Origin of the sequence: Actinomycetospora chiangmaiensis DSM 45062 (genome assembly GCF_000379625.1) — a bacterium.
Taxonomy (GTDB): domain Bacteria; phylum Actinomycetota; class Actinomycetes; order Mycobacteriales; family Pseudonocardiaceae; genus Actinomycetospora; species Actinomycetospora chiangmaiensis.
Window position 1 is genome coordinate 169,893 of the sequence record NZ_KB903229.1, and the last position, 19,656, is coordinate 189,548.

A 19,656-nucleotide genomic window follows, 5' to 3' on the forward strand; every position below is an offset into this window, starting at 1 on the left:
AATTCTGGTGCCGTGCTCCCGCCCGCGGCACACCCGGTGCGGCAGCATCGGGCGCCGTGTCGCGCGCCGTGCTGGTCACCGCCCTGGTCGTCGTGCTGGCCGCCTGCGCGGCGCCCGGCCGCGCGCCGGCCGCGCCCGCCCCGGTCGGCGTCCCGACGGCGGGTCCGGCCGCGCCGGCGCCCGCGCGGTCGGGCTACGCCGTCCCGCCGGGGGCGACGATCGTCATCGACCCCGGTCACGACGGCGGGAACGGGCGCGCCGCGGCCGCGATCGCCCGGCCGGTCCCGGACGGTCGGGGCGGGACCAAGCCGTGCAACACCACGGGCGCGGCGACCGCCGACGGCTACCCCGAGCACGCCTTCACCTGGGCCGTGTCGCAGCGGCTCGCCGACCTGCTCCGCGGCCGCGGCTACCGGGTGGTGCTCACCCGGCCCGACGACACCGGGGTCGGGCCCTGCGTCGACGAGCGGGGGACGGCCGGGCAGCGGGCCGGTGCCGCCGCCGTCCTCTCCGTGCACGCCGACGGCGCGCCCGCGGCCGGCCACGGCTTCCACGTCCTCTACTCCGCGCCACCGCTGAACCCGGCGCAACGGGGACCCGCCCGCGCCCTCGCGGACGCGGCCGTCGCGAGTCTGCGTGGCGCCGGGTTCACCCCCGCGACCTACATCGGCCGGGGCGGCCTCGACGCCCGCGACGACATCGCCGGGCTCAACCTCGCGACGGTGCCGACCGTGCTCGTCGAGTGCGCCAACCTCGGGAACCGCGACGACGCCGCGCTCGCCCGCTCCCCGGAGGGACAGCAGCGGTTCGCGGCCGCGCTCGCCGCGACGATCGGCTGAGCTCAGCCGAGCAGGGCCAGCACAGCGCCGAGCCCCCGCTCGCCGAGCCGGAACTCGCTCGGCAGGAGGAATGCCCGGCAGCCGACCGCCACGGCCCCGCCGTCGCGGGCCGGGTTGTCACCCACCATCAGGGTGGCGCGCGGGTCGACGTCGAGCGCGGTGCAGGCCGTGGTGAACATCGTCGGGTCCGGCTTCTCGACGCCGAGCTCGCAGGACAGCACCCAGGTCCCGACGAGGTGCTCCACGCCCGCCGCCCGGGCGTGCACGCGGATGTCCCACCCGATGTCGGACACCACACCCACGCGCACCCCGCGGTCGGCGAGCGCCTGCAGCACGTCGGCGGTGTCGGGGTAGGGCACCCACGCGTCCGGGGCGCGGAGCAGGTCGATCGCGGTGTCCTCGACGCCGTGGAGCACCGGGACCTGCGCGAACCAGGCCCGCATGGCGGCGCGGTGGGCGTCGTCGGAGAGGTCGCGCCCGTGCTGGGCGGCGGCGACGTCGGGCCGGGCGGCGGCCATCGCGAGGTCGTCGGCCGTGGCCTCCGACGGCACCTCCCGGCCGGTTGCGCGTCCGACCGACCGCAGCCAGTCGGCGGTGTCGACCATGTGGAAGAGCGTGTTGGAGAAGTCGAACAGCACGGCCTCGACCGGCGGCACGGCGTCCCGGCGCTGCTCGGGTGTGGGCTCGTAGGCAGCGGTCAGGTCGAACAGGGCGCGCACGCGGGCCAGTGTGGATCAGCCCGCGGTGGCCACCACCAGGGCGGTGGCGTTGTCCCGGGTCCCGGCGGCGCCCGCGCCGTCGACGAGGGCCCGCGCCAGCTCGGGCGCGGACACCCGGGTGCACGTGGCGGCGAGCGTGTCGGGGGCGAGGACCCGGTGGACGCCGTCGGTGGCCAGCACGAGCGCGGCCGGCTCGGCGACCGCGGTCAGGCCCACCTCCACCGCGCCGCGCACCGTCCGCACGCTCGTCGTCAGGACGTGGTCCAGGTGGTCCGCGACGACCAGGCCGGCCGCGCGCATCTCCGCGCCCACCGTGTGTTCGCGGGTGAGGGCGTGGATCCGTCCGTCCGCCACGGCGTACGCGCGGACGTCCCCGACCCAGGCGACGGTCCAGGTCGCCTCGGCGAGCCGGGCGTCCGGGCCGAGGGCGACGGTGAGGGCCGCGTCGCCGGGGAGCCCGGCGCCGAGCAGCACGTCGCGGGCGGCGAGCACGGCCAGGTCGGCCCGGCCGTCGAGGACGGCCGTGCGCACGGCGTGGTCGACGGCGATCCGGGCGGCGTGGGCCGCGGCCGACGAGTCCCCGACCCCGTCGGCGACCGCCACCGCACGCCGGTCCCGCCCGGCGAAGCCGCCCGCGGCGTCGGCCTGGTGCCGGCGCGGGCCCCGGGCGTCCGCCGCCCACCAGGACGGTGGGGTGGGCGCGGTCGTGGCCGCCCGCCGTCGGGTCCTCGCCGTCGTCACCGTCATCGCGGGCCTCCTCGCTGCGCGTCCTGCCACCCTCGACGGTGCGCGGGGGAGCTGTGCGGCGGCTGAGGGGTGGGTGAGACGCCGGGATCAGCCGCCCAGGCTGCGGCGGATCTCCTCGAGCTTCGCCCGGGCCGCCGCCTCGCGGTCGGCCTCCTGCTGCGCGAGGTCGTGCGCCTCCGGCGTCGCGTCGTCGAGCTCCCCGGCGCCCTCGGCGGTCGCCGCCCGGCGCTCGATCCGGTCGCGCACGAAGTCGAAGGTCGGGACGCCGTCGGCGGTGTAGTCGGGTCCGGGCTCGCTCATGCGGCCAGGGTCCCAGAATCCGATGCGGGCGGGAATTGAGCCGACCCGACTCATGTTGCAGGAGTCAGCGGCCCGCAAGGTCGGGCCCCTTCCGTCGTCCGAGGAGGACCACCATGACTGCACTGACCTTCCGGTACCCCCGCTTCGTCGGTCCGTTCGGCCCCTTCCGCGTGGCCGACGCCCTCGTCCGCGGCTCCTTCGCCGCGCCGCGCCCGTCCGAGTCGGCCTGGTACGTGCCGGCGGCCGACGTGGTCCGCGACGGTGACGACGCCGTCGTCCGCGTCGAGCTGCCCGGCGTCGACGTGGCCTCCGACGTCACCGTCGAGGTCGTCGACCACCGCCTCGTCGTCGCCGGCGAGCGTCGCGAGGAGCACGAGGGTGAGGGCTTCCGGGAGTCGCGGCGCGGCTCGTTCCGCCGCAGCTTCTCCCTGCCCCGCCACGTCGGGCCGGACGCGGTGAGCGCGTCCTACGACGCCGGGGTGCTCACCGTCCGGGTCGCGGGAGCGCACGTCGCCCCGCAGCCGGTCACCCCGGAGCCCCGTCGGATCGAGATCGCGGGCGTCACGCCGGCCACCCCGGCCGCCGACGACACCGCGACCGAGGCCCCCGGGGCCCCCGAGGCCTGATCCCCACCGTCGACGCCCCGTCGGACCCCGTCCGGCGGGGCGTCGGCGTGTCCGGGGCCGTGTGCTCCGGGCCCGCGCGACCGGTGCCCGTCGTCGGGATCGGTCGCTACCATCCGGGCCGGGCGCACGTCCTCCCGCAACCCACGTCCGCCCGAATTCCGCCCGCCCGAGCCCCCGGAGACACCGATGCCCCCGCAGGCCCCACCGCCCGGCCGACCCGGCCCCGGGTGGCAGCAGGGGCCCTACCCGGGAGGGCGTCCGCCGGGTCCGTCCGGCCCACCGGGTCCGCCGCGGCCGCCGACGGGTCCCTTCCCGGCGTCCGCCTCGGGAGGCCGCGGCGCACCGCCCCCGCGTCCGCCGGTGCAGTCCGTCTTCGGCCCGGGCGGGCCGACGCGCATGGCGGCGCCCGCCCCGGCCCGCCCCTCGCGGATGGCGATCGTGGCGCTGGTCCTCGCGGTGCTCGTCGCGCCCCTCGGCTTCGTGCTCGGCCTCGTCGCCCGCCGGCGCATCACCACCTCGGCCCGGCCGGCCTTCGATGCGCCGTTCGGCGAGCCCCCGGAGCGGCTCACGGGCCGGGGCCGGGCCACCGCCGCGATCGCCGTCGGCGCGGTGCTCACGCTGCTCGAGATCGGCCTGGTCGTGGCCCTGACGGTCGGCATCCCGACGAGCTGGCTGCCGTCCACCGACGTCTCGGCGGCCGAGGTGCAGACGCAGATCGAGCAGGCCGCGCGTCTGCCCGCGGGCAGCGTGCGGTGTCCCGGGTCGCTCCCCGCCACGGTCGGCGCGACCATCACGTGCACCGGCACGCAGAACAACCAGCCGGTCAACCTGAAGGCCACCGTCAGCAGCGTGCAGGGTCGCGACGTCCGCTTCTCCGTCACCCGCGCCTGAGGCGTCACCACCGCCAGACGCGCTCCTCGCCCGCTCCCTGTCGCACGATCTCCGGCTCCGGCCCGGAGAGGTCGACCACCGTCGTCGGCTCCTTGCCCTGGTCGCCCGAGTCGAGCACGGCGTCCACCTGGTGCTCCAACCGCTCCGCGATCTCCCAGCCCTCGGTGGGCGGCTCGCTCTCGCCGGGCAGGAGCAGGGTGCTGGACAGCAGGGGCTCACCCAGCTCGTCGAGCAGGTCCCGCGTGACGGCGTTGTCGGGGATGCGCACGCCCACCGTTCGCTTCTTCGGGTGCGACAGCCGCCGCGGCACCTCGCGGGAGGCGGGCAGGATGAAGGTGAACGGACCCGGGGTCGCGGCCTTGACCGCCCGGAACACCGGGTTGGACACCTCCACGAACTGCCCGAGCTGCGCGAAGTCCCGGCACACGAGGGTGAAGTGGTGCCGGTCGTCGAGGTGGCGGATCGCGCGGATCCGGTCGACCGCGTCCCGGGCGTCGATCCGGCAGCCCAGGGCGAACCCGGAGTCGGTCGGATAGACGATCAAGCCGTCCTCGCGCAGCAGCGCGACCACCTGCGCGATGGTCCGACGCTGCGGGTTCTGGGGGTGCACGTCGTAGAACCTGGCCACCTCCCGCAGCGTAGGCGCCGATGGAAGGACGTGTGCCCGTAGCCGTCCCGGGATACCTCCGTGATGCCACCGTGACCCGGGAGCAGGAGATCACCACCATGGGAGCCCACGCGGCCCGCACGAGCCCGACCCGTCCGACCACCGTCGCCCGCGTGGCGACCACGACGCTGGCGGTCGCCGTGACCGGCGTCCTCGGGGCCGGGACCGCGCTGGCCCACGACGGGACCGGGCACGACGGCCACGGTGGTCACCACGAGCAGGACGGGCACGCCGGACGGTCGATCGAGGGGGCCAGCGCCGAGGCGGCCCGGGCGCAGGCGCAGGCCGCGCAGACCGTGCAGGACGCGCTCGCCGACCTCGGGATGGGCCGGACCGACGCGGACCAGGTGTCCGACTCCGACTCCGGCTCCGACACCCACGACGGCGACTCCCGCGGCGACTCCGACGGTGCCACGAACGGTGCCACGGACGGGTGGTCCGGGTCCGACACCGGCGGGCACGCGGCGTCGTCGCCGACGCCCCCGGCCCCCGCGCCGAGCCACCCGTCGTCGGGACCCCGGACGACGACGCAGCCGATCGCGGCCACTCCCAACAGCACTGCGCCCTCCGACGTTCCCCCGGTGGGTGAGACCCGGACCATCCCCATCCGGTGAGATCGATTGCGCGCAACCGAGGTTTCGAGTCCTCGTGCGGTCGGCAAACCCGGCCGCGTCCGCAACACGAGGAGGTCGACACCCATGGCACGCGTGCAGGTCGGAACCGAGAACGGCGCACCGATCGAACTGCACTACACCGACCAGGGCTCGGGCAGCCCGGTCGTCCTCATCCACGGCTGGCCGCTGTCGGGCCGCTCGTGGGAGAACCAGGTCCCGGCCCTCATCGAGGCGGGTCACCGCGTCATCACCTACGACCGTCGCGGGTTCGGTGACTCCTCGCAGCCGTGGGACGGGTACGACTACGACACGTTCGCGGCCGACCTCGACGCGCTGCTGAGCACGCTCGACGTCACCGGCGCCACGCTCGTCGGGTTCTCGATGGGCGGCGGCGAGGTCGCTCGCTACATCGGCCGGTACGGCACGCAGCGCGTGGCGAAGGCGGTCTTCGCCGGGGCGGTGCCGCCCTATCTCTACCGGTCGGACGACAACCCCGACGGCGGGCTCGACGACGCCACCATCGAGCAGTTCCAGGGCGGCGTGACGGGCGACCGCATCGCGTTCCTCGAGGACTTCACGAAGAACTTCTTCGACGCCGGGAACGGCCCGCTGGTCTCCGAGCCCAACCGCGAGTACCACCGCCACATCGCCGAGTTCGCGTCGCCCAAGGGCACGCTGGACTGCATCGCGGCGTTCGGTCGCACCGACTTCCGCGAGGACCTCGCGGCGATCGACGAGGCCGGCATCCCGGTGCTCGTTATCCACGGCGACTCCGACGCGATCGTGCCGTTCGAGGTCTCCGGCAAGCGCACCGCCGAGGCGATCAAGAACTCCGAGACGGTGGTGGTCCAGGGCGGGCCGCACGGCTTCAACGCCACGCACGCGGACGAGTTCAACCGCGCGCTCGTGCAGTTCGTGAGCTAGCCGAAGGATTTTTTTCCCGATGAGCAGGACAGCACGCCGATAGGGGGTCGGGTTCCGACCCGCCGTCGGGTACCTGCTCCCGCATGAGCGTCGTCGACAACGCGGTGTACCGGGCCGGCCGCCGCGAGTCGGAGCCGGAGTCCCTCGACGGCACCCTCGCCGTCCTGCGCGACGAGGAGAGCCGGGACGGCCGCGGCGCGGCCGACTTCGCCTGGATCGGGTTGCTGTGCCCCGACGACGACGAGATCGCCCGCGTCGCCCGGGACTTCGCCCTGCCCGAGCTCGCCGTCGAGGACGCGGTGCACGCCCACCAGCGCCCCAAACTCGAGCGGTACGACGACGTGGAGTTCGTGGTGCTGCGCCCGGCCTGGTACGTCGACGCCGACGAGGACGTCCAGGTCGGCGAGGTGCACCTGTTCCTCGGCACCGACTTCGTCGTCGCCGTGCGCCACGCCGAGACCCCCGACCTCGCGGACGTCCGGCGGCGGCTCGAGGACGACCCCGCCCTGCTGCGCCTGGGGCCGCGCGCCGTCCTCTACGGCATCCTCGACCGCATCGTCGACGACTACCGGCCGGTGGTGCACGAGCTGCGCCGTGACATCGACCAGATCGAGACCGAGGTGTTCGGCGGCGACCCGGACGTCTCGCGGCGCATCTACCACCTCTCCCGCGAGGTCATCGAGTTCCAGCGCGCCACCGATCCGCTGCGCGCGATCCTGCGCACCCTGCTCGCCGAGACCGGGGACGAGCCCGGGCTGGTGGTCCTGCACCGCGGGCTGCGCGACGTCGCCGACCACGTGGAGTCCTGCGTCGAGGCCGCCGACGGCTTCCGCCAGCTGCTCGAACGGCTGCTGACGGTGAACGCATCGCTCGTCGGACAGCGACAGAACGAGGAGATGCGGCGGCTCTCCGAGACCAGCCTCGCGCAGGGCGACGAGGTCAAGAAGATCTCCAGCTGGGCCGCCATCATCTTCACGCCGTCGGTGATCGCGGGCGTCTACGGCATGAACTTCGACGCCATGCCGGAGCTGCACTGGACCTTCGGCTACCCCTTCGCGATCGGCCTCATGATCGTCGCCGCCGTGGTGCTGTACCTGATCTTCAAGAACCGCGGCTGGCTGTAGGCCCCGGACGCCCGGGACGCCCCGGGCGCCTCAGGCGCCGGGCGCGCTCGGCACCGGCGTCTCGACCGGCAGGGCGTCCAGCCCGGCGCGGATCCCCTCGCCGAGGAGCCGGATCTCCTCGTCGGTGACGATCAGCGGGGGCGACACGGCCACGCCCTTGCCGAGTCCCCGCACCAGGAGCCCGGCCGCGCGTGCCCCGGCGAGCACCTTGTTCGGCGCGTCGGGCACCGAGGAGAGCACCTCCGGCGTCAGCTCGACGGCGCCGAGCAGACCGAACCCGGCGCGGACCTCGGCGACGTACGGGTGCTCGCGCAGCGGGGCCAGCGACGCCTCGAGCGCGGTCTCGAGCTCCTGCCCCCGCGGGATCAGCTGTTCCCGCTCGTAGACGTCCAGCGTGGCGAGCGCGGCCGCACAGCAGGTCGGGTGCCCGGAGTAGGTCGGGCCGTGGCGCAGCGTCCGCTCGCCCGGGGTGCTCCACCACGGCTCGGCGACGGCCGCGGAGACGAGCACGCCCCCGAGCGGCAGGTAGCCCGACGTCACGCCCTTCGCGAAGGTGACGAGGTCCGGCGTCACGCCGAAGCGCTCGATGCCGAACCACGTACCCAGCCGGCCGAACCCGCAGATGACGCTGTCGATCACGAGCAGCACACCGTGGCGGCGGCACAGCTCGGCGACGCCCTCGACGTAGCCCGGCGGGGGGATGTGCACCCCACCTGCGCCGGTGACCGGCTCCATGACGAAGGCCGCGATCCGCTCCGGGCCGACGTCGGCGAAGACCTTCTCCACGCCGTCGAGGTCCTGCGGCGCCACCGTGTTCTCCCCCGCGAGCACACCCCAGCCCTCGCGGTTGGCCGGGATGCCGACGATCGAGGTCCCGTAGCCGTGGGTGCCGTGGTACCCGGTCTCCCGCGAGACGACGTGGACGCGCTGGTGCTCGCCGCGGGCCTGCCAGTAGCCGCGCGCGAGCTTGACCGCCGTGTCGATGGCGTCCGCGCCGCCCGAGCCGAGGAAGACCTTGCTGTCGGGGCCGGTCGGGGCCAGCGCGGCGAGCCGGTCGGCGAGCTCGAGGGCCGGGCGGTTCGCGATGTCGGCGAAGCACGAGTAGGCCTCGAGGCGGCTCATCTGCCGCATCGCCGCGTCGACGATCTCCTGCCGACCGTGCCCCACGTTGGCGTACCAGAGGCTGGCGCAGCCGTCGAGGTAGGCGCGGCCGGCCTCGTCGTAGACCCAGGCGCCGTCGGCGCGGTCGACGACGAACTCGTGCTCGCGGACGGCGGCCATGTCGGAGAACGGGTGCCACAGGGATCCCATGGGAGCGATTCTCGCGCTGCGGGCAAGCCCCCGACGACGTCGTCCTACGGTGACCCCCGTGGACGTCCGGCCGGTGACCGTCGAGGAGGCGGTGACGCTCGCGTTCGAGCCGGAGGCGTTCGTCGAGCGGTTCGGGCTCGCCCTCGTCGAGGGGTGGGACGAACCGGGTACGCTGGAACCGACGGTCGAGGCGCTCGAGGGCGGGGTCGACCCGCGGTGGCTGACGCACCTGCTCGTCGAGTGCGACGAGGTCGTCGGGATGGGCGGGTTCACCGGACCACCGCAGGACGGCGAGGTGGAGGTCGGCTACCACGTCGCCCCGGCGCGGCGGGGCCGCGGGCTGGCGACGGCCGCCGTCGACACCTGGGTGTCCCACGCCCGCCGGGCGGGACTCGTCCGGGTGGTCGCGCGGACGGCGCCCGGGCCGAACGCCTCCACGACGGTGCTCGCGCGGTGCGGGTTCGTCCGGGACACGGCGCGCGAGGACGAGGCCGCGACCTGGTGGTGGGTGCGACCCCTGTCCTGAGACGTGAGACGCACGCCCCAGCGACGGGTCGGGTCGCGGGGTGTGGCGGTGCACCCGATCGGCTAATCCGGTCGGCGATGCTCGACACCCCGCGTCCACCGGATGCGGCCGATGGAGGACAGTGGAGGATGTGACGGTGACGACGGGCGAGGTGATCGGCCGGGTCCGACGGATCGCGTCCGCCCGCACCACGCGCGTCCTCGTAGGGCTCCTCGTGGTCGCCGGACTCGTCACCGGGGGCGTCCTCATCCGGCCCACCATCGAGGCGGCCGGCGCGGCCCTCGGCGACGCCGACGTCATGTGGGTGTCGCTGGCCGTCGTCTGCGAGGCCGGCTCGATCCTGGCGTTCTCCCTGCTGCACCATCGGCTGCTGCGGGCGGCCGCGGTCCGCGTGCGGTTCCGCGCCGTCGTCATGGTCACCCTGGCCGCGAACGCGCTGCACCTGACGGTGCCGGGCGGTGCCGCCCTCTCGACCGCCTACACGTTCCGCAAGCGCCGCGCCTGGGGCGCGTCCGGCCCGGTCACGACGTGGACGATGGTCGCCGGTGGCGTCGCCGCGAGCCTGGCGCTGGCCGGGATCGCGGTCGGGTCGGCGCTGGTGGTCAACGGCCGGGCCACCACGCTCGGGCCACAGCTGCTCCAGCTCGCCGGGGTGGTCGCGCTCGGCGGGGTCATCGTCGTCGTCAGCCGCCGCCCCGGGTTCATCACCACGGCCGCCTCGGCGGGCCTGCGACTGGTCAACCGCGTGCGCCGGCGGCCGCGCGAGACCGGGGTGGCGGAGCTCGTCACCCAGATCGAGAACCTGGCGCTCATCGAGCTCGACGGTCGCGGCCGCGTGGTCGTCGGGCTCTCCGCGCTGTCGAACTGGCTGCTCGACATCGCCTGCCTCGCGGCCTGCTGTGTCGCCGTCGGTGCGAACGGGATGACCATCTCGCTGGTCCTCGTCGCCTACGCCGCGGCCACCGCAGCCTCGAGCCTCGCGTTCCTGCCCGGCGGTCTCGGCCTCGTCGACGGTGCGCTGCTCGCGGCCCTCGTCGCGGGCGGCGTCCCCTCGCACCCCGCCCTCGCCGCGGTCCTGCTCTACCGGCTCGTCAGCTTCGTCGGCGTCGCGGCCGCGGGCTGGGGCGCCTGGCTGTGGGTGCAGACCCGTGGCAGCGTCGACGAGCGGCCCCTCGACGACCAGGTCGGTGACGACGGCGAGGTGCACACGCTGCCGTTCCCGTCCTCGCGGACCCGCGGCGACGTGGTGGGGCCCCGCTAGTTCGACGCCTGCCCGGAGGGCTCGCTCGCGGGCGTCGTCGCGACCTTCCTCGAGGTCGTCGTGGTGGTCGTGGTGGTCGTCGTCGTGGGGTGGTGCCCGCTCGACGACCCGCCCCAGCTGCCGCCGGACGACGACGATCCCCCCGACCCCGAGCCGCCCGTGTTGCCCCCGGTGCCGGCGTCCACGACGCCGGCGGGCGCGGGGTTCCCGACGGCGGCCTCGGTCGGCGACGGCGTGACGGGCGGCGGGACGGACGTGCTGCTGGGTGGGGCCACGGTGGCCGACACCGTCGCGCTGCGGGCGTAGACCACCCCGCCCGTGGTGAGGGCCGCGACGAGGGCCACCGCGGCGGCCACCATCACCACCAGGCGCGTGCGCGACCGGACCGGCGTGGGTGGCAACTCGGCTCCGTACCCCGGATAGGCGCCGCCGGACGAGACCGGCGGACGGGCCGGGACGCCACCGACGTGGTGGCGTACCGTCCGGGTCTCGTCCTCCGTCGGGGCAGCCGGACCGGCACCCGCAGCGCCGTACTGCGCGGCGAACCGGCCCGACGGGTCGACCGGCAGGCGCCCCGACCGCGGTCCGGGGACGAAGCCGCCGGAGGGCGGTCCGATCACCGGACCACGGCCCGAGGGCGGCCCGAGGGCGGGGAGGCGGCCCGAGGGCGGACCGACGGCGGGCAGCGGGCCCGACGGCGGACCGGTCCGGACGACCCCGGGCGGCGTAGCCGGCGCCGCGGGCAGGGCCTGGCCGCGCAGGTCGAGCAGCCCCGAGTCGGTGTCCCCGCGGGCGGCGGCTCCGGCCGCGACGCCGGCCGCGGCGGCCGCAGCGGCCGCGCCGCGGGCGAGGGTGGAGGTCGCGGCGGCGGCGTCGGCCGCATTGGCGAGCGGCTCGACGGCCGCGCGTGACGTCGCGGCCCGGCGGACCGGCTCCGGGCGCGGCGCGATCGTCAGGACGGCACCGACCGCGATCGCGGTCTTCGGGTCGGTGTCGACCGCGACGGGGCGCCCGAGGTCCTCGGACACCATCTGGGCCACCAGCGGGATCCGCGAGGACCCGCCCACGAGCAGCACGGCCTGCAGGTCCTCGGGGGTGAGCGAGGCGGACTCGACGGTGCGGCGCAGCGCGGCGACGGTGTGGTCGAGCGAGGACCGGATCATCGCCTCGAACTCGTGGCGGGTGAGCCGCACGGTGGTGCGCAGCGACGGCAGCATCACCGGGATCGAGACCGCCGTGTCCGCGGAGAGCGCCTCCTTCGCCTCGACGCACTCCCGACGCAGCCGGGTCACCGCGGACACGACGTCCGGGTCCTCGGGGTCGATGTCGTCGAACGCGGCCCCGAGGCCGGTGAGGACGTGGGAGAACACCCGGTCGTCGAAGTCGACGCCCCCGAGCTGCTCGATGCCCTCGGGACGGCCCGGGAGCTCGAAGCCGGCGGCGGTCCGGCGCACCACCGCGGAGTCGAACGTGCCGCCGCCGAGGTCGTAGACCGCCACCGTCCCGCCGACCTCGACCCGCTCCTTCGCCGCGTACGCGACCGCCGCCGCCTGCGGCTCGGGCAGGAAGGTGATCGAGGTCAGCCCCGCGTCGCGCAGCGCGCCCGCGAGCAGCTCCCGCTTGTGGTCCCCCCAGCTCGCCGGGTGCGTGATCGCGACGAGGTCGGCGGGACCGCCCTCCCGTGCCGCGACCTTGTCGACGACCCAGCGGGCCATCCGCGCGGCCAGGTCCTGGGCGGTGTGCACCGCGTCCCCGACGACCAGCGGCACGTCGTCGCCGACGCGGCGCTTGAACTGACGCACCACGCGATCGGGCTCGGCGTGGGCCCGGCGTTCGGCGGCCTCACCGACCAGGAACGGCTCCGAGCCGTCCTGCTCCGGGGCGCCGAGGTACAGGACGGAAGCGACCGAGGCGGACTGGCTGCCCAACGCCACGATCTCGGGCTCGCTCCAGTCGCGGCCGTGGGCACGGCTGAGCGCGGCCGCGGTGTAGGTGGTGCCCAGGTCGATGCCGAGCCTGTAGCGCGCGGTGTTCACGACGGCCGTCCTCTCTCGTGCGCCTGGATGCAGCGCGCCGAGTATCGCGGGCGCAGCGGGCACGGAGTGGCACACGACGAGGGTCTAGGGCCGATCCCCGCATCCATTCGGGTGACGATCCCCCTGTCACCCAACACCGGCGGTCACCAGACTCCGGAGTCGGTCCCCCTCGAGCGACGGAATCGCCCCGATGGCCCCCGGGCCGTCGCTTCCTAACGTTCTCCCCATCGCCGCACCGGCCGGACCGGGACGGCACGAACGACCCGCACCGCACGCCTCGACGACATCACCAGGAGTGATTCCGATGACCTCTCCGACCGCCAACCCCGCCGGCGTCGACCTCTCCAGCGCCTGGGACCGGCTCGTCCAGTACCTGATGGGCCTCTCGCCGGAGGCGCAGGCCGACGCCCTGGCGCACCCCGGCGACACCCTCGACGCCGCCGGCCTCGGTGACGTCGACGCCCCCACGCTGAACCACGCCATCGTCAACTCGGGGAGCTTCAACCGCGAGTACAACATCGGCAACCAGAGCAACTCCGGCGAGTCCGGGCACGGCGCGGTCGCCTCGCCCCCGCCCCCGCCGGACTGCTCGACCCACCCCGGCGAGTCGCACCACGCCGCCGCCGAGCGGGTCATGAACTACTACATCAACAACACCTACAGCGAGGTCATCGACCAGTCCACCAACATCGGCGGCAGCAACTTCGGGACCATCGCGAACACCAACGTCCACGGCGACGGCAACCAGACCGTCGGGGGCGTCGGCAACACGGTCGGCGACCTGACCCACGGCGACGGCAACATCCACGGCGACGGCAACGTGGTGGGCGACCACAACGCGACCGGCGGCGGGACCGTGCTCGACCACAGCGCCGTCGGCGAGGGCAACACGGTCCTCGACCACAGCGACGGCAACGCGACCGGCGCCGGCTCGGTGGCCCTCGGCGGCGGCACGGTCGGCGGCAACCTCAACACCGGGGCCGGCGCGCAGGTCGGCGACGGCTCGGCCTTCGGTACCGGTTCGGCCGCCGGTGGCGGCCACGTGACCAACACCGGGGTGCAGGGCAACGGCAACACCACCGGCTTCGGTGCGGGCTCGGTGAACAGCGGCACGCAGGACGCCTCCCACGGCGGCGCGATCAGCACCGGCTCGGGCTCCGCGTCGTCGGGTGACTTCGAGAATCACTCGACCCACGACTCGCACGACGACAACTCGACGCACGACACCCACGACCACCAGACCAACGACTCGAACAACGACAGCTCGACCCACGACCACCAGACCAACAACTCGGACAACTCGGACGACCACTCCGCCCACACCGACACCCACGTCGACACGGGCATCCACCTCTGAGTCGGTCGGCGGACCCCGGAGCTCCTCCGGGGTCCGCCCCGTCCTGCCTGCACGTCCCCGCCCGACGCTCCGAGGAGGTGACCGCCGATGACCGACGTCGCTCCGGGTGCCAGCCTGCTGGACTGGGTCACCGGCCTCGTCTCCGATCCGGCCACCCGGGCCCGCTTCGCCGCGGACCCCCACCGCGTGCTCGGGGAGGCCGGGCTGGCCGACCTCGACCCGGCCGACCTCCACCATGCGATCCCGCTGGTGACCGACACCGTCGCCGCCCGGCTCGACGCCGTCGCCGACGGCTCGACCCCGATCCCCGGTCCGCTCGCCGGGGAGTCCGGACTCGAGGCGACGGTGCGCCAGCTCGGCGCCATCTCCGACCGCATCGTCCCGCTGTCCGAGGCGGACCCGGGGGTGCGCCACGACGCGGTGCACGATCTCGATCACCCCGGCGCCCACGCCGGGCACGCGGTGCCGCACGACGTCCCCGACTGGTTCGACGACGCGCCGCACGACGGCACGGGCGACCTCCGGGACTCCCACGACCTCGACGACCGGGCGCCCCACGCCTGGTCGGCCGGCTCCCACCACGCGCTCGTCGCGCCCGACCACGCACGGCCGGCCCCGGCCTTCGCGACCGGTCACGCCGGGCACCTCGGGGTGGTCGGGCCCGACCACCCCGACTCCGGCCCCGCCCCTGCCCATGACGACCCCTGGCACGTCGACCGGCCCGAGGACACCGCGCACGAGCCCCCGGACGAGGGCGACCACCACCTCGACGAGGACGCGCCGCACCACGACCACGGCGATCACGCCGGGCACGTCGACGACACCGACCACGCACACCACCCCGACCACCCCGACCCGGGCGCCGCGCTCGGCGCGAGCTGACCGGACCGGACGCCGCAGGAGGCGAGTCCCGTGACCATCCCCGTCGAACCGACCGACACGTTGCCCGACCCGGGCACCGACGCCGGCTGGGTGGCCCTCGAACGCGAGGCCCACGCCCACGGCTACGTGAACGCCCAGGCCTACGTGGCCGCCTACGAGCAGGGCGGGATGAACGTCGGGATCGCCGGCTACCAGCCCGGGAACGCCCATACCGGGTTCGGCCAGATCCAGGCCTATGAGCGGGCCGCCGGACAGTCGGGCGAGACCCTGCACGACTTCGCCGCGCAGCACACCCCGGAGGCGCTGGCGGCCGACCGCGGCGAACTCCCCGACCAGGACCCGGGCGGGCCGGGCTTCGACCGGCACGCGCTGCGCGACGAGGCCCACCTGCACGGCTACCGGTCGGTGGGCGACTACGTCCGGGCCTTCCAGCACGGCGACCTCGACACGTCGGGCGTCGTCGCGGGCACCCCCAACGGCTTCCGCCAGGTCGAGGCGCTCGCCCGGGCCGCCGACGGCCACGGGGAGGACCCGGACCGCTACTTCCACGAGCACCGGCAGGATCACGACGGACACCACCCCGATCCCTCGGGCGGCGGCGTCACCGACGGCAACCCGCCGCTGCACGACGAGGACTGGTGGAAGCAGCCCCAGTCGCAGGCCCAGGGCGACCCCGACCCCGGTCAGATCGACCACACCGCGGGTTATCCCGGTGCCTACGTCGGCCCCGTGACCGTGGGCCCCGACGGGACCCGCACCCTCCCGGACGGCAGCCACCTCGGGGGGGAGGGCGCCGACACCCTGCGCATCTACCCGAACGGGAACGTCCAGGACCCCAGCGGCCGCTACCTGGGCGACTACCACGGCGAGTGGCGACCGGGATCGGAGATCGATCCGTCGTCGAACCGGCCCGGCCTCGGAGCCACGGTCGGCCCGGATCACGGCATGGACGGCACCGACGCCGGCGCGGCGTCCGCCGGCGGACCGCCCGCGCAGCAGGCGTCCGGCGGCGACGGTCGGCTGGTGCACGAGACCGTCCACTTCGGTGGCGGTGACACGCCGCAGGCCACCGGGTCCGACCCGGGGTTCGGCGGCGGCGCCCACACGCACCCCGGGCAGGCCCACGGGCAGGCCGCCCCCGAGGACGCCGTGCGTCACGGTGACCCGGGCGGCGGGGCCGACGACACCGACCACGACCTCCACCACGACGTGCACCTCGAGCCGCCCCACGGGTCGCCGGAGTCGGGCCACGAGTCGGACTCCCACGGCTCCGCGGGACACCACGACGACGGCGGGCACGAGAACAGCCACGACGCCGGCCTGGACCACCACGTCGGATGACCCGTGACACCTGACCCGGGAAGGGGCCCGAGGTGACCTCACAGCCGGCACTGGACCTGCTCGACCTCGCGATGCAGGCCACCGCGGCCTACGGCAGGCCGGACCTCACGGCGCGCCTGACGGCGACCCGTGCCCGGGTCGCCGACCCGGACGTCCGGGTGCTCGTCGTCGGGGAGTTCAAGCAGGGCAAGAGCGCCCTGGTGAACGCCCTGGTGGCGGCCGACATCTGCCCGGTGGACGACGACATCTCGACCTCCGTGACGACGGTGGTGAAGTACACCGAGGGAGCGCCCTCCGTGACGGTGGTGCGGGAGCGCTCGGCGGCCGGCGACGGCGAGACCCGCGAGGAACGCACCGACGTGCCGCTCGAGGAGCTGCGCCGCTACGTCTCCGAGGCCGGCAACCCCGGCAACCGGGAGAACGTGAGCTACGTCGAGGTCACGGTGTCCCGGCGGGTGCTCGCGAGCGGTCTCGTCGTCGTCGACACGCCGGGCGTCGGCGGCCTCGGATCGGCCCACGGGCAGATGACGATGGGGGCGTTGCCGACCGCGGACGCCGTCCTGCTCGTCTCGGACGCCGCGCAGGAGTACACCCAGCCCGAGATCCGGTTCCTGACCCAGGCGATGGCCCTCTGTCCCAACGTGGCCTGCGTCCTCACCAAGACCGACCTGTACCCGGAGTGGCGGCGGATCGCCGAGCTCGACCGCGGACACCTGATGCGGGCGGGGGTGGCGGCCGAGCTGCTGCCGACGTCGTCGGTGCTGCGCCGCGCGGCCACGACGTCCAACGACCCGGCCCTCAACGAGGAGTCCGGCTTCAAGTCCCTCGTGACCTTCCTGCGCGACCGGGTGTCGGCGCAGGCCGAGGTGCTCGACCGCCGCTCCGCGGCACAGGACGTGATCTCCGCCGTCGAGCAGATGGCGCAGAAGATGCGGACCGAGCTCGAGGCCCAGAAGGACCCGGGCAACGCCGAGGAGCTGATCGCCGCGCTGGAGCGCGCGCAGGGGAGGGCGGAGGAGCTCAAGAAGCGGTCGGCGCGCTGGCAGACGACGCTGAACGACGGCTACGGCGACCTGCAGTCCGACATCGACTACGACCTGCGCGACCGGATGCGCACACTGCAGAAGGAGGCCGAGGAACGGCTCGACGCGGAGGACCCGGCCGACATCTGGGACCAGTTCGCCGAGTGGGTCCACACCCAGGTCGCGGCGGCCGCGTCGACCAACTTCGTCTGGGCCAGCCAGCGCGCGCGGCATCTCGCCGGACAGGTCGCGGAGCACTTCACGGCGGGCGGGCAGGCCGTCCTGCCCGACATCGGCCGGATCGGGCCGTCCGGGCTCGGTGGCCACGTCAACCCGATGATCCGTCCGGACATGGAGCGCTACCGGCTCGGCGCGAAGCTCTTCACCGGCATGCGGGGCGGCTACAGCGGCATGCTGATGATCGGGATGATGACGAGCCTCGCCGGCATGTCGTTGATCAACCCGATCTCCGGGGCCGGGCTGCTGCTCTTCGGCGGCAAGCAGATCAAGGACGAGAAGAACCGGCTGAAGGCCAAGCGGCGCAGCGACGCCAAGATGGCCGTGCGCAAGCACATCGACGACGTGACGTTCCAGGTCGGGAAGGACTCCCGGGACATGCTGCGCATGGTCCAGCGCACGTTGCGCGACCACTTCCAGGACCTCGCCCAGGAGCTGACGACCTCCATGTCCGAGTCGGTCGCCTCGGCCCAGGCCGCGGTGCGGACGGCCACGACCGACCGCGAGCAACGCGTGCGCGACCTCGAGGCCGAGCTCGGTCGGCTCGCGGCCGTCGCCGAGCAGGCGCAGGCCCTCGTCGCGAACGACCCCCGGCGCTGAGCACCCCGACGACGAGGCAGGAGCCGATGACGACGACCGACACCTCCCGTCGCCCCGGGCTCGGCGCCCGCGCGCGCTCGTTGCTGCGCGCGACCCTCGACGAGTACTCCGACAGTCCGCAGGCGGCCGCCTGGCTGCGCCACCACCTCGAGCGGTTCGACGAGCCGCTGCGCCTCGCGATCGCCGGGAAGGTCAAGGCCGGCAAGTCCACCCTGCTCAACGCGCTCGTCGGCGAGGAGATCGCGGCGACCGACGCGGGGGAGTGCACGCGGGTCGTCACCTGGTACGCGGACGGTCCGACTCCCCGGATCGTGCTCCACCCGCGCGTCGGGGAGCCGCGCCAGCTCCGGACCCGGCGCGGTGAGCACGGCGGGCTGGTCGTCGACCTCGACGGGGCCGACCCCGAGACGGTCGACCGGCTGGTCGTCGACTGGCCCTCGTCGGGGCTCCGGACCACGTCGCTCATCGACACCCCCGGGATCGCCTCCCTCACCGCCGACGCGGCGAGCCGGGCCGGCGCCTTCCTCACCCCCGACGAGGCCCCGAGCCAGGCGGACGCCGTGCTCTACCTGATGCGCCACCTGCACTCGGCGGACGCCCGGTTCCTCGAGTCGTTCCACGACCGCCACGTCGCTCGCGCGACCCCGGTCTCGACGGTGGCAGTCCTCTCCCGCGCCGACGAGATCGGTGTGGGGCGCCTCGACGCCGTCACCTCGGCGCAGCGGATCGCGGAGCGTTACCGCACCGACGAGAAGCTCTCCACGCTCTGCCAGACGGTCGTGGCGGTCGCGGGGCTCGTCGCGCTCACCGGCCGGACGCTGCGGCAGGACGAGTTCCTCGCGCTGCGCGCGCTGGCGGCGCTCGACGGCGCGACGACCGACGCGCTGCTGCTCTCGGCCGATCGCTTCGTGACCCCACCGGACTCCCTGCGCGACCGCCTCCCCACCGACGTCGACGCAGCACGGCGGGCCGGCCTGCTCGCCCGCTTCGGGGTGTTCGGGGTGCGGCTCTCCCTCGCCCTCATCCGGTCGGAGGACGCGGACGCGAACCGCCTCGCGACCGAACTCGTGCGTCGCAGCGGGCTCGACGACCTGCGGGAGGTCCTCGACTCGCAGTTCTCCGAGCGGCGCGATCTGCTCAAGGCGCGGTCGGCCCTGCTGGCCGTCGAGCTGGTCCTCGCGCGGGAGCCGCGGCCCGCCGTGCGGGCGCTCGCCGTCGAGGTGGAGCGGGTGTTCGCGAGCGCCCACGAGTTCGCCGAGCTGCGCCTGCTCGCCGCGCTGCGGGCCCGGTCGGTCCGGCTGCCCACGGAGGCCCGCGACGAGGCCGAGCGGCTGGTGGGCGGCTCGGGCTCGCGCGCGGCGGTGCGTCTCGGGCTCGACCCGGACGCCGACGACGCGGCCTGCCGGGCGGCCGCCGTCGAGGCGCTCGGGCGGTGGCGGCGCCGGGGGTCGTCACCGCTCTCCGATCGCGCGACCGTCGATGCCTGCTCCGTGGTCATCCGGAGCTGCGAGGGCATGCTCGCGTCCCTCACCCGGTCGTGATCCTCGAACGAGTGGTGCTGTTGGACGCAGGGTCAGTGCACCTTTCGGAGTATCAGGAGAGCCATACGGACGCGCCGTTGTCGGAGATGGA

The 19,656-nt window shown here is 74.8% G+C and carries 19 protein-coding genes; 13 read left to right on the forward strand and 6 right to left on the reverse strand.

The annotated features are described in order from the left end of the window. Positions 1 to 56 precede the first annotated feature (56 nt). Positions 57 to 839 (forward strand): N-acetylmuramoyl-L-alanine amidase, encoded by a 783-nt coding sequence (locus tag A3CO_RS32205; RefSeq protein WP_018332913.1) that lies wholly within the window; start codon positions 57 to 59, stop codon positions 837 to 839. A 2-nt stretch (positions 840 to 841) separates the two neighbouring features. Here the strand turns inward: A3CO_RS32205 and A3CO_RS0114210 are convergent, their stop codons facing one another. The 3 genes from A3CO_RS0114210 to A3CO_RS0114220 form a co-directional block, all read right to left on the reverse strand. Further along, positions 842 to 1,558: an HAD family hydrolase gene (locus A3CO_RS0114210; protein ID WP_018332914.1), complete on the reverse strand. Its 717-nt coding sequence runs from the start codon at positions 1,556 to 1,558 to the stop codon at positions 842 to 844. Between the two features lie 15 nt (positions 1,559 to 1,573). Beyond that, positions 1,574 to 2,305, reverse strand: a complete 732-nt coding sequence (locus tag A3CO_RS32210) for a PP2C family protein-serine/threonine phosphatase (RefSeq protein ID WP_018332915.1) — start codon at positions 2,303 to 2,305, stop codon at positions 1,574 to 1,576. 87 nt (positions 2,306 to 2,392) lie between these two features. Then, entirely contained in the window at positions 2,393 to 2,605 is a 213-nt protein-coding gene (locus A3CO_RS0114220) for a hypothetical protein (RefSeq protein ID WP_018332916.1), read from the reverse strand. Positions 2,606 to 2,718: 113 nt separating this feature from the next. On the opposite strand from A3CO_RS0114220, the gene A3CO_RS40030 reads away from it, so the two are divergent. Then, a complete protein-coding gene (locus tag A3CO_RS40030) occupies positions 2,719 to 3,231 on the forward strand; it encodes an Hsp20/alpha crystallin family protein (protein WP_018332917.1) in 513 nt (170 codons plus the stop codon). Between the two features lie 360 nt (positions 3,232 to 3,591). Next, positions 3,592 to 4,122: a DUF4333 domain-containing protein gene (locus tag A3CO_RS35865; protein ID WP_018332918.1), complete on the forward strand. Its 531-nt coding sequence runs from the start codon at positions 3,592 to 3,594 to the stop codon at positions 4,120 to 4,122. A 4-nt stretch (positions 4,123 to 4,126) separates the two neighbouring features. On the opposite strand, the gene A3CO_RS0114235 is transcribed toward A3CO_RS35865, so the two are convergent. Beyond that, positions 4,127 to 4,750 (reverse strand): L-threonylcarbamoyladenylate synthase, encoded by a 624-nt coding sequence (locus A3CO_RS0114235; protein ID WP_018332919.1) that lies wholly within the window; start codon positions 4,748 to 4,750, stop codon positions 4,127 to 4,129. A gap of 71 nt (positions 4,751 to 4,821) precedes the next feature. On the opposite strand from A3CO_RS0114235, the gene A3CO_RS32225 reads away from it, so the two are divergent. The 3 genes from A3CO_RS32225 (at position 4,822) to A3CO_RS0114250 (ending at position 7,451) form a co-directional block, all read left to right on the forward strand. Further along, the gene (locus tag A3CO_RS32225) at positions 4,822 to 5,403 is read left to right on the forward strand and encodes a hypothetical protein (RefSeq protein ID WP_018332920.1); all 582 of its coding nucleotides are present in this window, start codon (positions 4,822 to 4,824) and stop codon (positions 5,401 to 5,403) included. 84 nt (positions 5,404 to 5,487) lie between these two features. Further along, positions 5,488 to 6,327 (forward strand): alpha/beta fold hydrolase, encoded by an 840-nt coding sequence (locus A3CO_RS0114245; protein ID WP_018332921.1) that lies wholly within the window; start codon positions 5,488 to 5,490, stop codon positions 6,325 to 6,327. An 83-nt stretch (positions 6,328 to 6,410) separates the two neighbouring features. Continuing rightward, positions 6,411 to 7,451, forward strand: a complete 1,041-nt coding sequence (locus A3CO_RS0114250) for a magnesium and cobalt transport protein CorA (protein ID WP_018332922.1) — start codon at positions 6,411 to 6,413, stop codon at positions 7,449 to 7,451. Between the two features lie 30 nt (positions 7,452 to 7,481). Here A3CO_RS0114250 and A3CO_RS0114255 read toward each other — a convergent pair whose 3' ends face one another. Continuing rightward, the gene (locus tag A3CO_RS0114255; RefSeq protein ID WP_018332923.1) at positions 7,482 to 8,762 is read right to left on the reverse strand and encodes an aminotransferase family protein; all 1,281 of its coding nucleotides are present in this window, start codon (positions 8,760 to 8,762) and stop codon (positions 7,482 to 7,484) included. A gap of 58 nt (positions 8,763 to 8,820) precedes the next feature. Between A3CO_RS0114255 and A3CO_RS32230 the strand changes: the two genes are divergently transcribed. Continuing rightward, a complete protein-coding gene (locus A3CO_RS32230) occupies positions 8,821 to 9,288 on the forward strand; it encodes a GNAT family N-acetyltransferase (RefSeq protein ID WP_018332924.1) in 468 nt (155 codons plus the stop codon). A gap of 136 nt (positions 9,289 to 9,424) precedes the next feature. Next, on the forward strand, positions 9,425 to 10,549 hold the full coding sequence (locus A3CO_RS34980; RefSeq protein WP_157647560.1) for a lysylphosphatidylglycerol synthase transmembrane domain-containing protein: 1,125 nt from the start codon (positions 9,425 to 9,427) through the stop codon (positions 10,547 to 10,549). Here A3CO_RS34980 and A3CO_RS38095 read toward each other — a convergent pair. Continuing rightward, a complete protein-coding gene (locus tag A3CO_RS38095) occupies positions 10,546 to 12,585 on the reverse strand; it encodes an Hsp70 family protein (RefSeq protein ID WP_018332925.1) in 2,040 nt (679 codons plus the stop codon). The genes A3CO_RS34980 and A3CO_RS38095 overlap by 4 nt on opposite strands. A gap of 304 nt (positions 12,586 to 12,889) precedes the next feature. Here A3CO_RS38095 and A3CO_RS0114280 point away from each other — a divergent pair, with 304 nt between their 5' ends. The 5 genes from A3CO_RS0114280 to A3CO_RS0114300 all read left to right on the forward strand — a co-directional run bounded on the left by A3CO_RS0114280 (position 12,890) and on the right by A3CO_RS0114300 (position 19,565). Next, positions 12,890 to 13,942, forward strand: coding sequence for a hypothetical protein (locus tag A3CO_RS0114280; RefSeq protein WP_018332926.1), 1,053 nt, complete (start codon positions 12,890 to 12,892; stop codon positions 13,940 to 13,942). Between the two features lie 87 nt (positions 13,943 to 14,029). Continuing rightward, positions 14,030 to 14,824, forward strand: coding sequence for an IniB N-terminal domain-containing protein (locus A3CO_RS0114285; protein WP_018332927.1), 795 nt, complete (start codon positions 14,030 to 14,032; stop codon positions 14,822 to 14,824). Between the two features lie 30 nt (positions 14,825 to 14,854). Next, positions 14,855 to 16,165, forward strand: coding sequence for a hypothetical protein (locus A3CO_RS0114290; protein ID WP_020508842.1), 1,311 nt, complete (start codon positions 14,855 to 14,857; stop codon positions 16,163 to 16,165). A 32-nt stretch (positions 16,166 to 16,197) separates the two neighbouring features. Further along, on the forward strand, positions 16,198 to 18,024 hold the full coding sequence (locus A3CO_RS0114295; protein WP_018332928.1) for a dynamin family protein: 1,827 nt from the start codon (positions 16,198 to 16,200) through the stop codon (positions 18,022 to 18,024). Positions 18,025 to 18,050: 26 nt separating this feature from the next. Further along, positions 18,051 to 19,565, forward strand: a complete 1,515-nt coding sequence (locus A3CO_RS0114300; protein WP_018332929.1) for a dynamin family protein — start codon at positions 18,051 to 18,053, stop codon at positions 19,563 to 19,565. The last annotated feature ends 91 nt before the right edge of the window (positions 19,566 to 19,656 follow it).

Excerpts from the sequence above, each read along its gene's own strand:
- A3CO_RS32210 (WP_018332915.1), bottom strand. The coding sequence starts at position 2,305 with ATGACGGTGACGACGGCGAGGACCCGACGGCGGGCGGCCACGACCGCG.
- A3CO_RS0114220 (WP_018332916.1), bottom strand. The coding sequence starts at position 2,605 with ATGAGCGAGCCCGGACCCGACTACACCGCCGACGGCGTCCCGACCTTC.
- A3CO_RS40030 (WP_018332917.1), top strand. The coding sequence starts at position 2,719 with ATGACTGCACTGACCTTCCGGTACCCCCGCTTCGTCGGTCCGTTCGGC.
- A3CO_RS0114245 (WP_018332921.1), top strand. The coding sequence starts at position 5,488 with ATGGCACGCGTGCAGGTCGGAACCGAGAACGGCGCACCGATCGAACTG.
- A3CO_RS0114250 (WP_018332922.1), top strand. The coding sequence starts at position 6,411 with ATGAGCGTCGTCGACAACGCGGTGTACCGGGCCGGCCGCCGCGAGTCG.
- A3CO_RS0114255 (WP_018332923.1), bottom strand. The coding sequence starts at position 8,762 with ATGGGATCCCTGTGGCACCCGTTCTCCGACATGGCCGCCGTCCGCGAG.
- A3CO_RS0114280 (WP_018332926.1), top strand. The coding sequence starts at position 12,890 with ATGACCTCTCCGACCGCCAACCCCGCCGGCGTCGACCTCTCCAGCGCC.
- A3CO_RS0114285 (WP_018332927.1), top strand. The coding sequence starts at position 14,030 with ATGACCGACGTCGCTCCGGGTGCCAGCCTGCTGGACTGGGTCACCGGC.
- A3CO_RS0114300 (WP_018332929.1), top strand. The coding sequence starts at position 18,051 with ATGACGACGACCGACACCTCCCGTCGCCCCGGGCTCGGCGCCCGCGCG.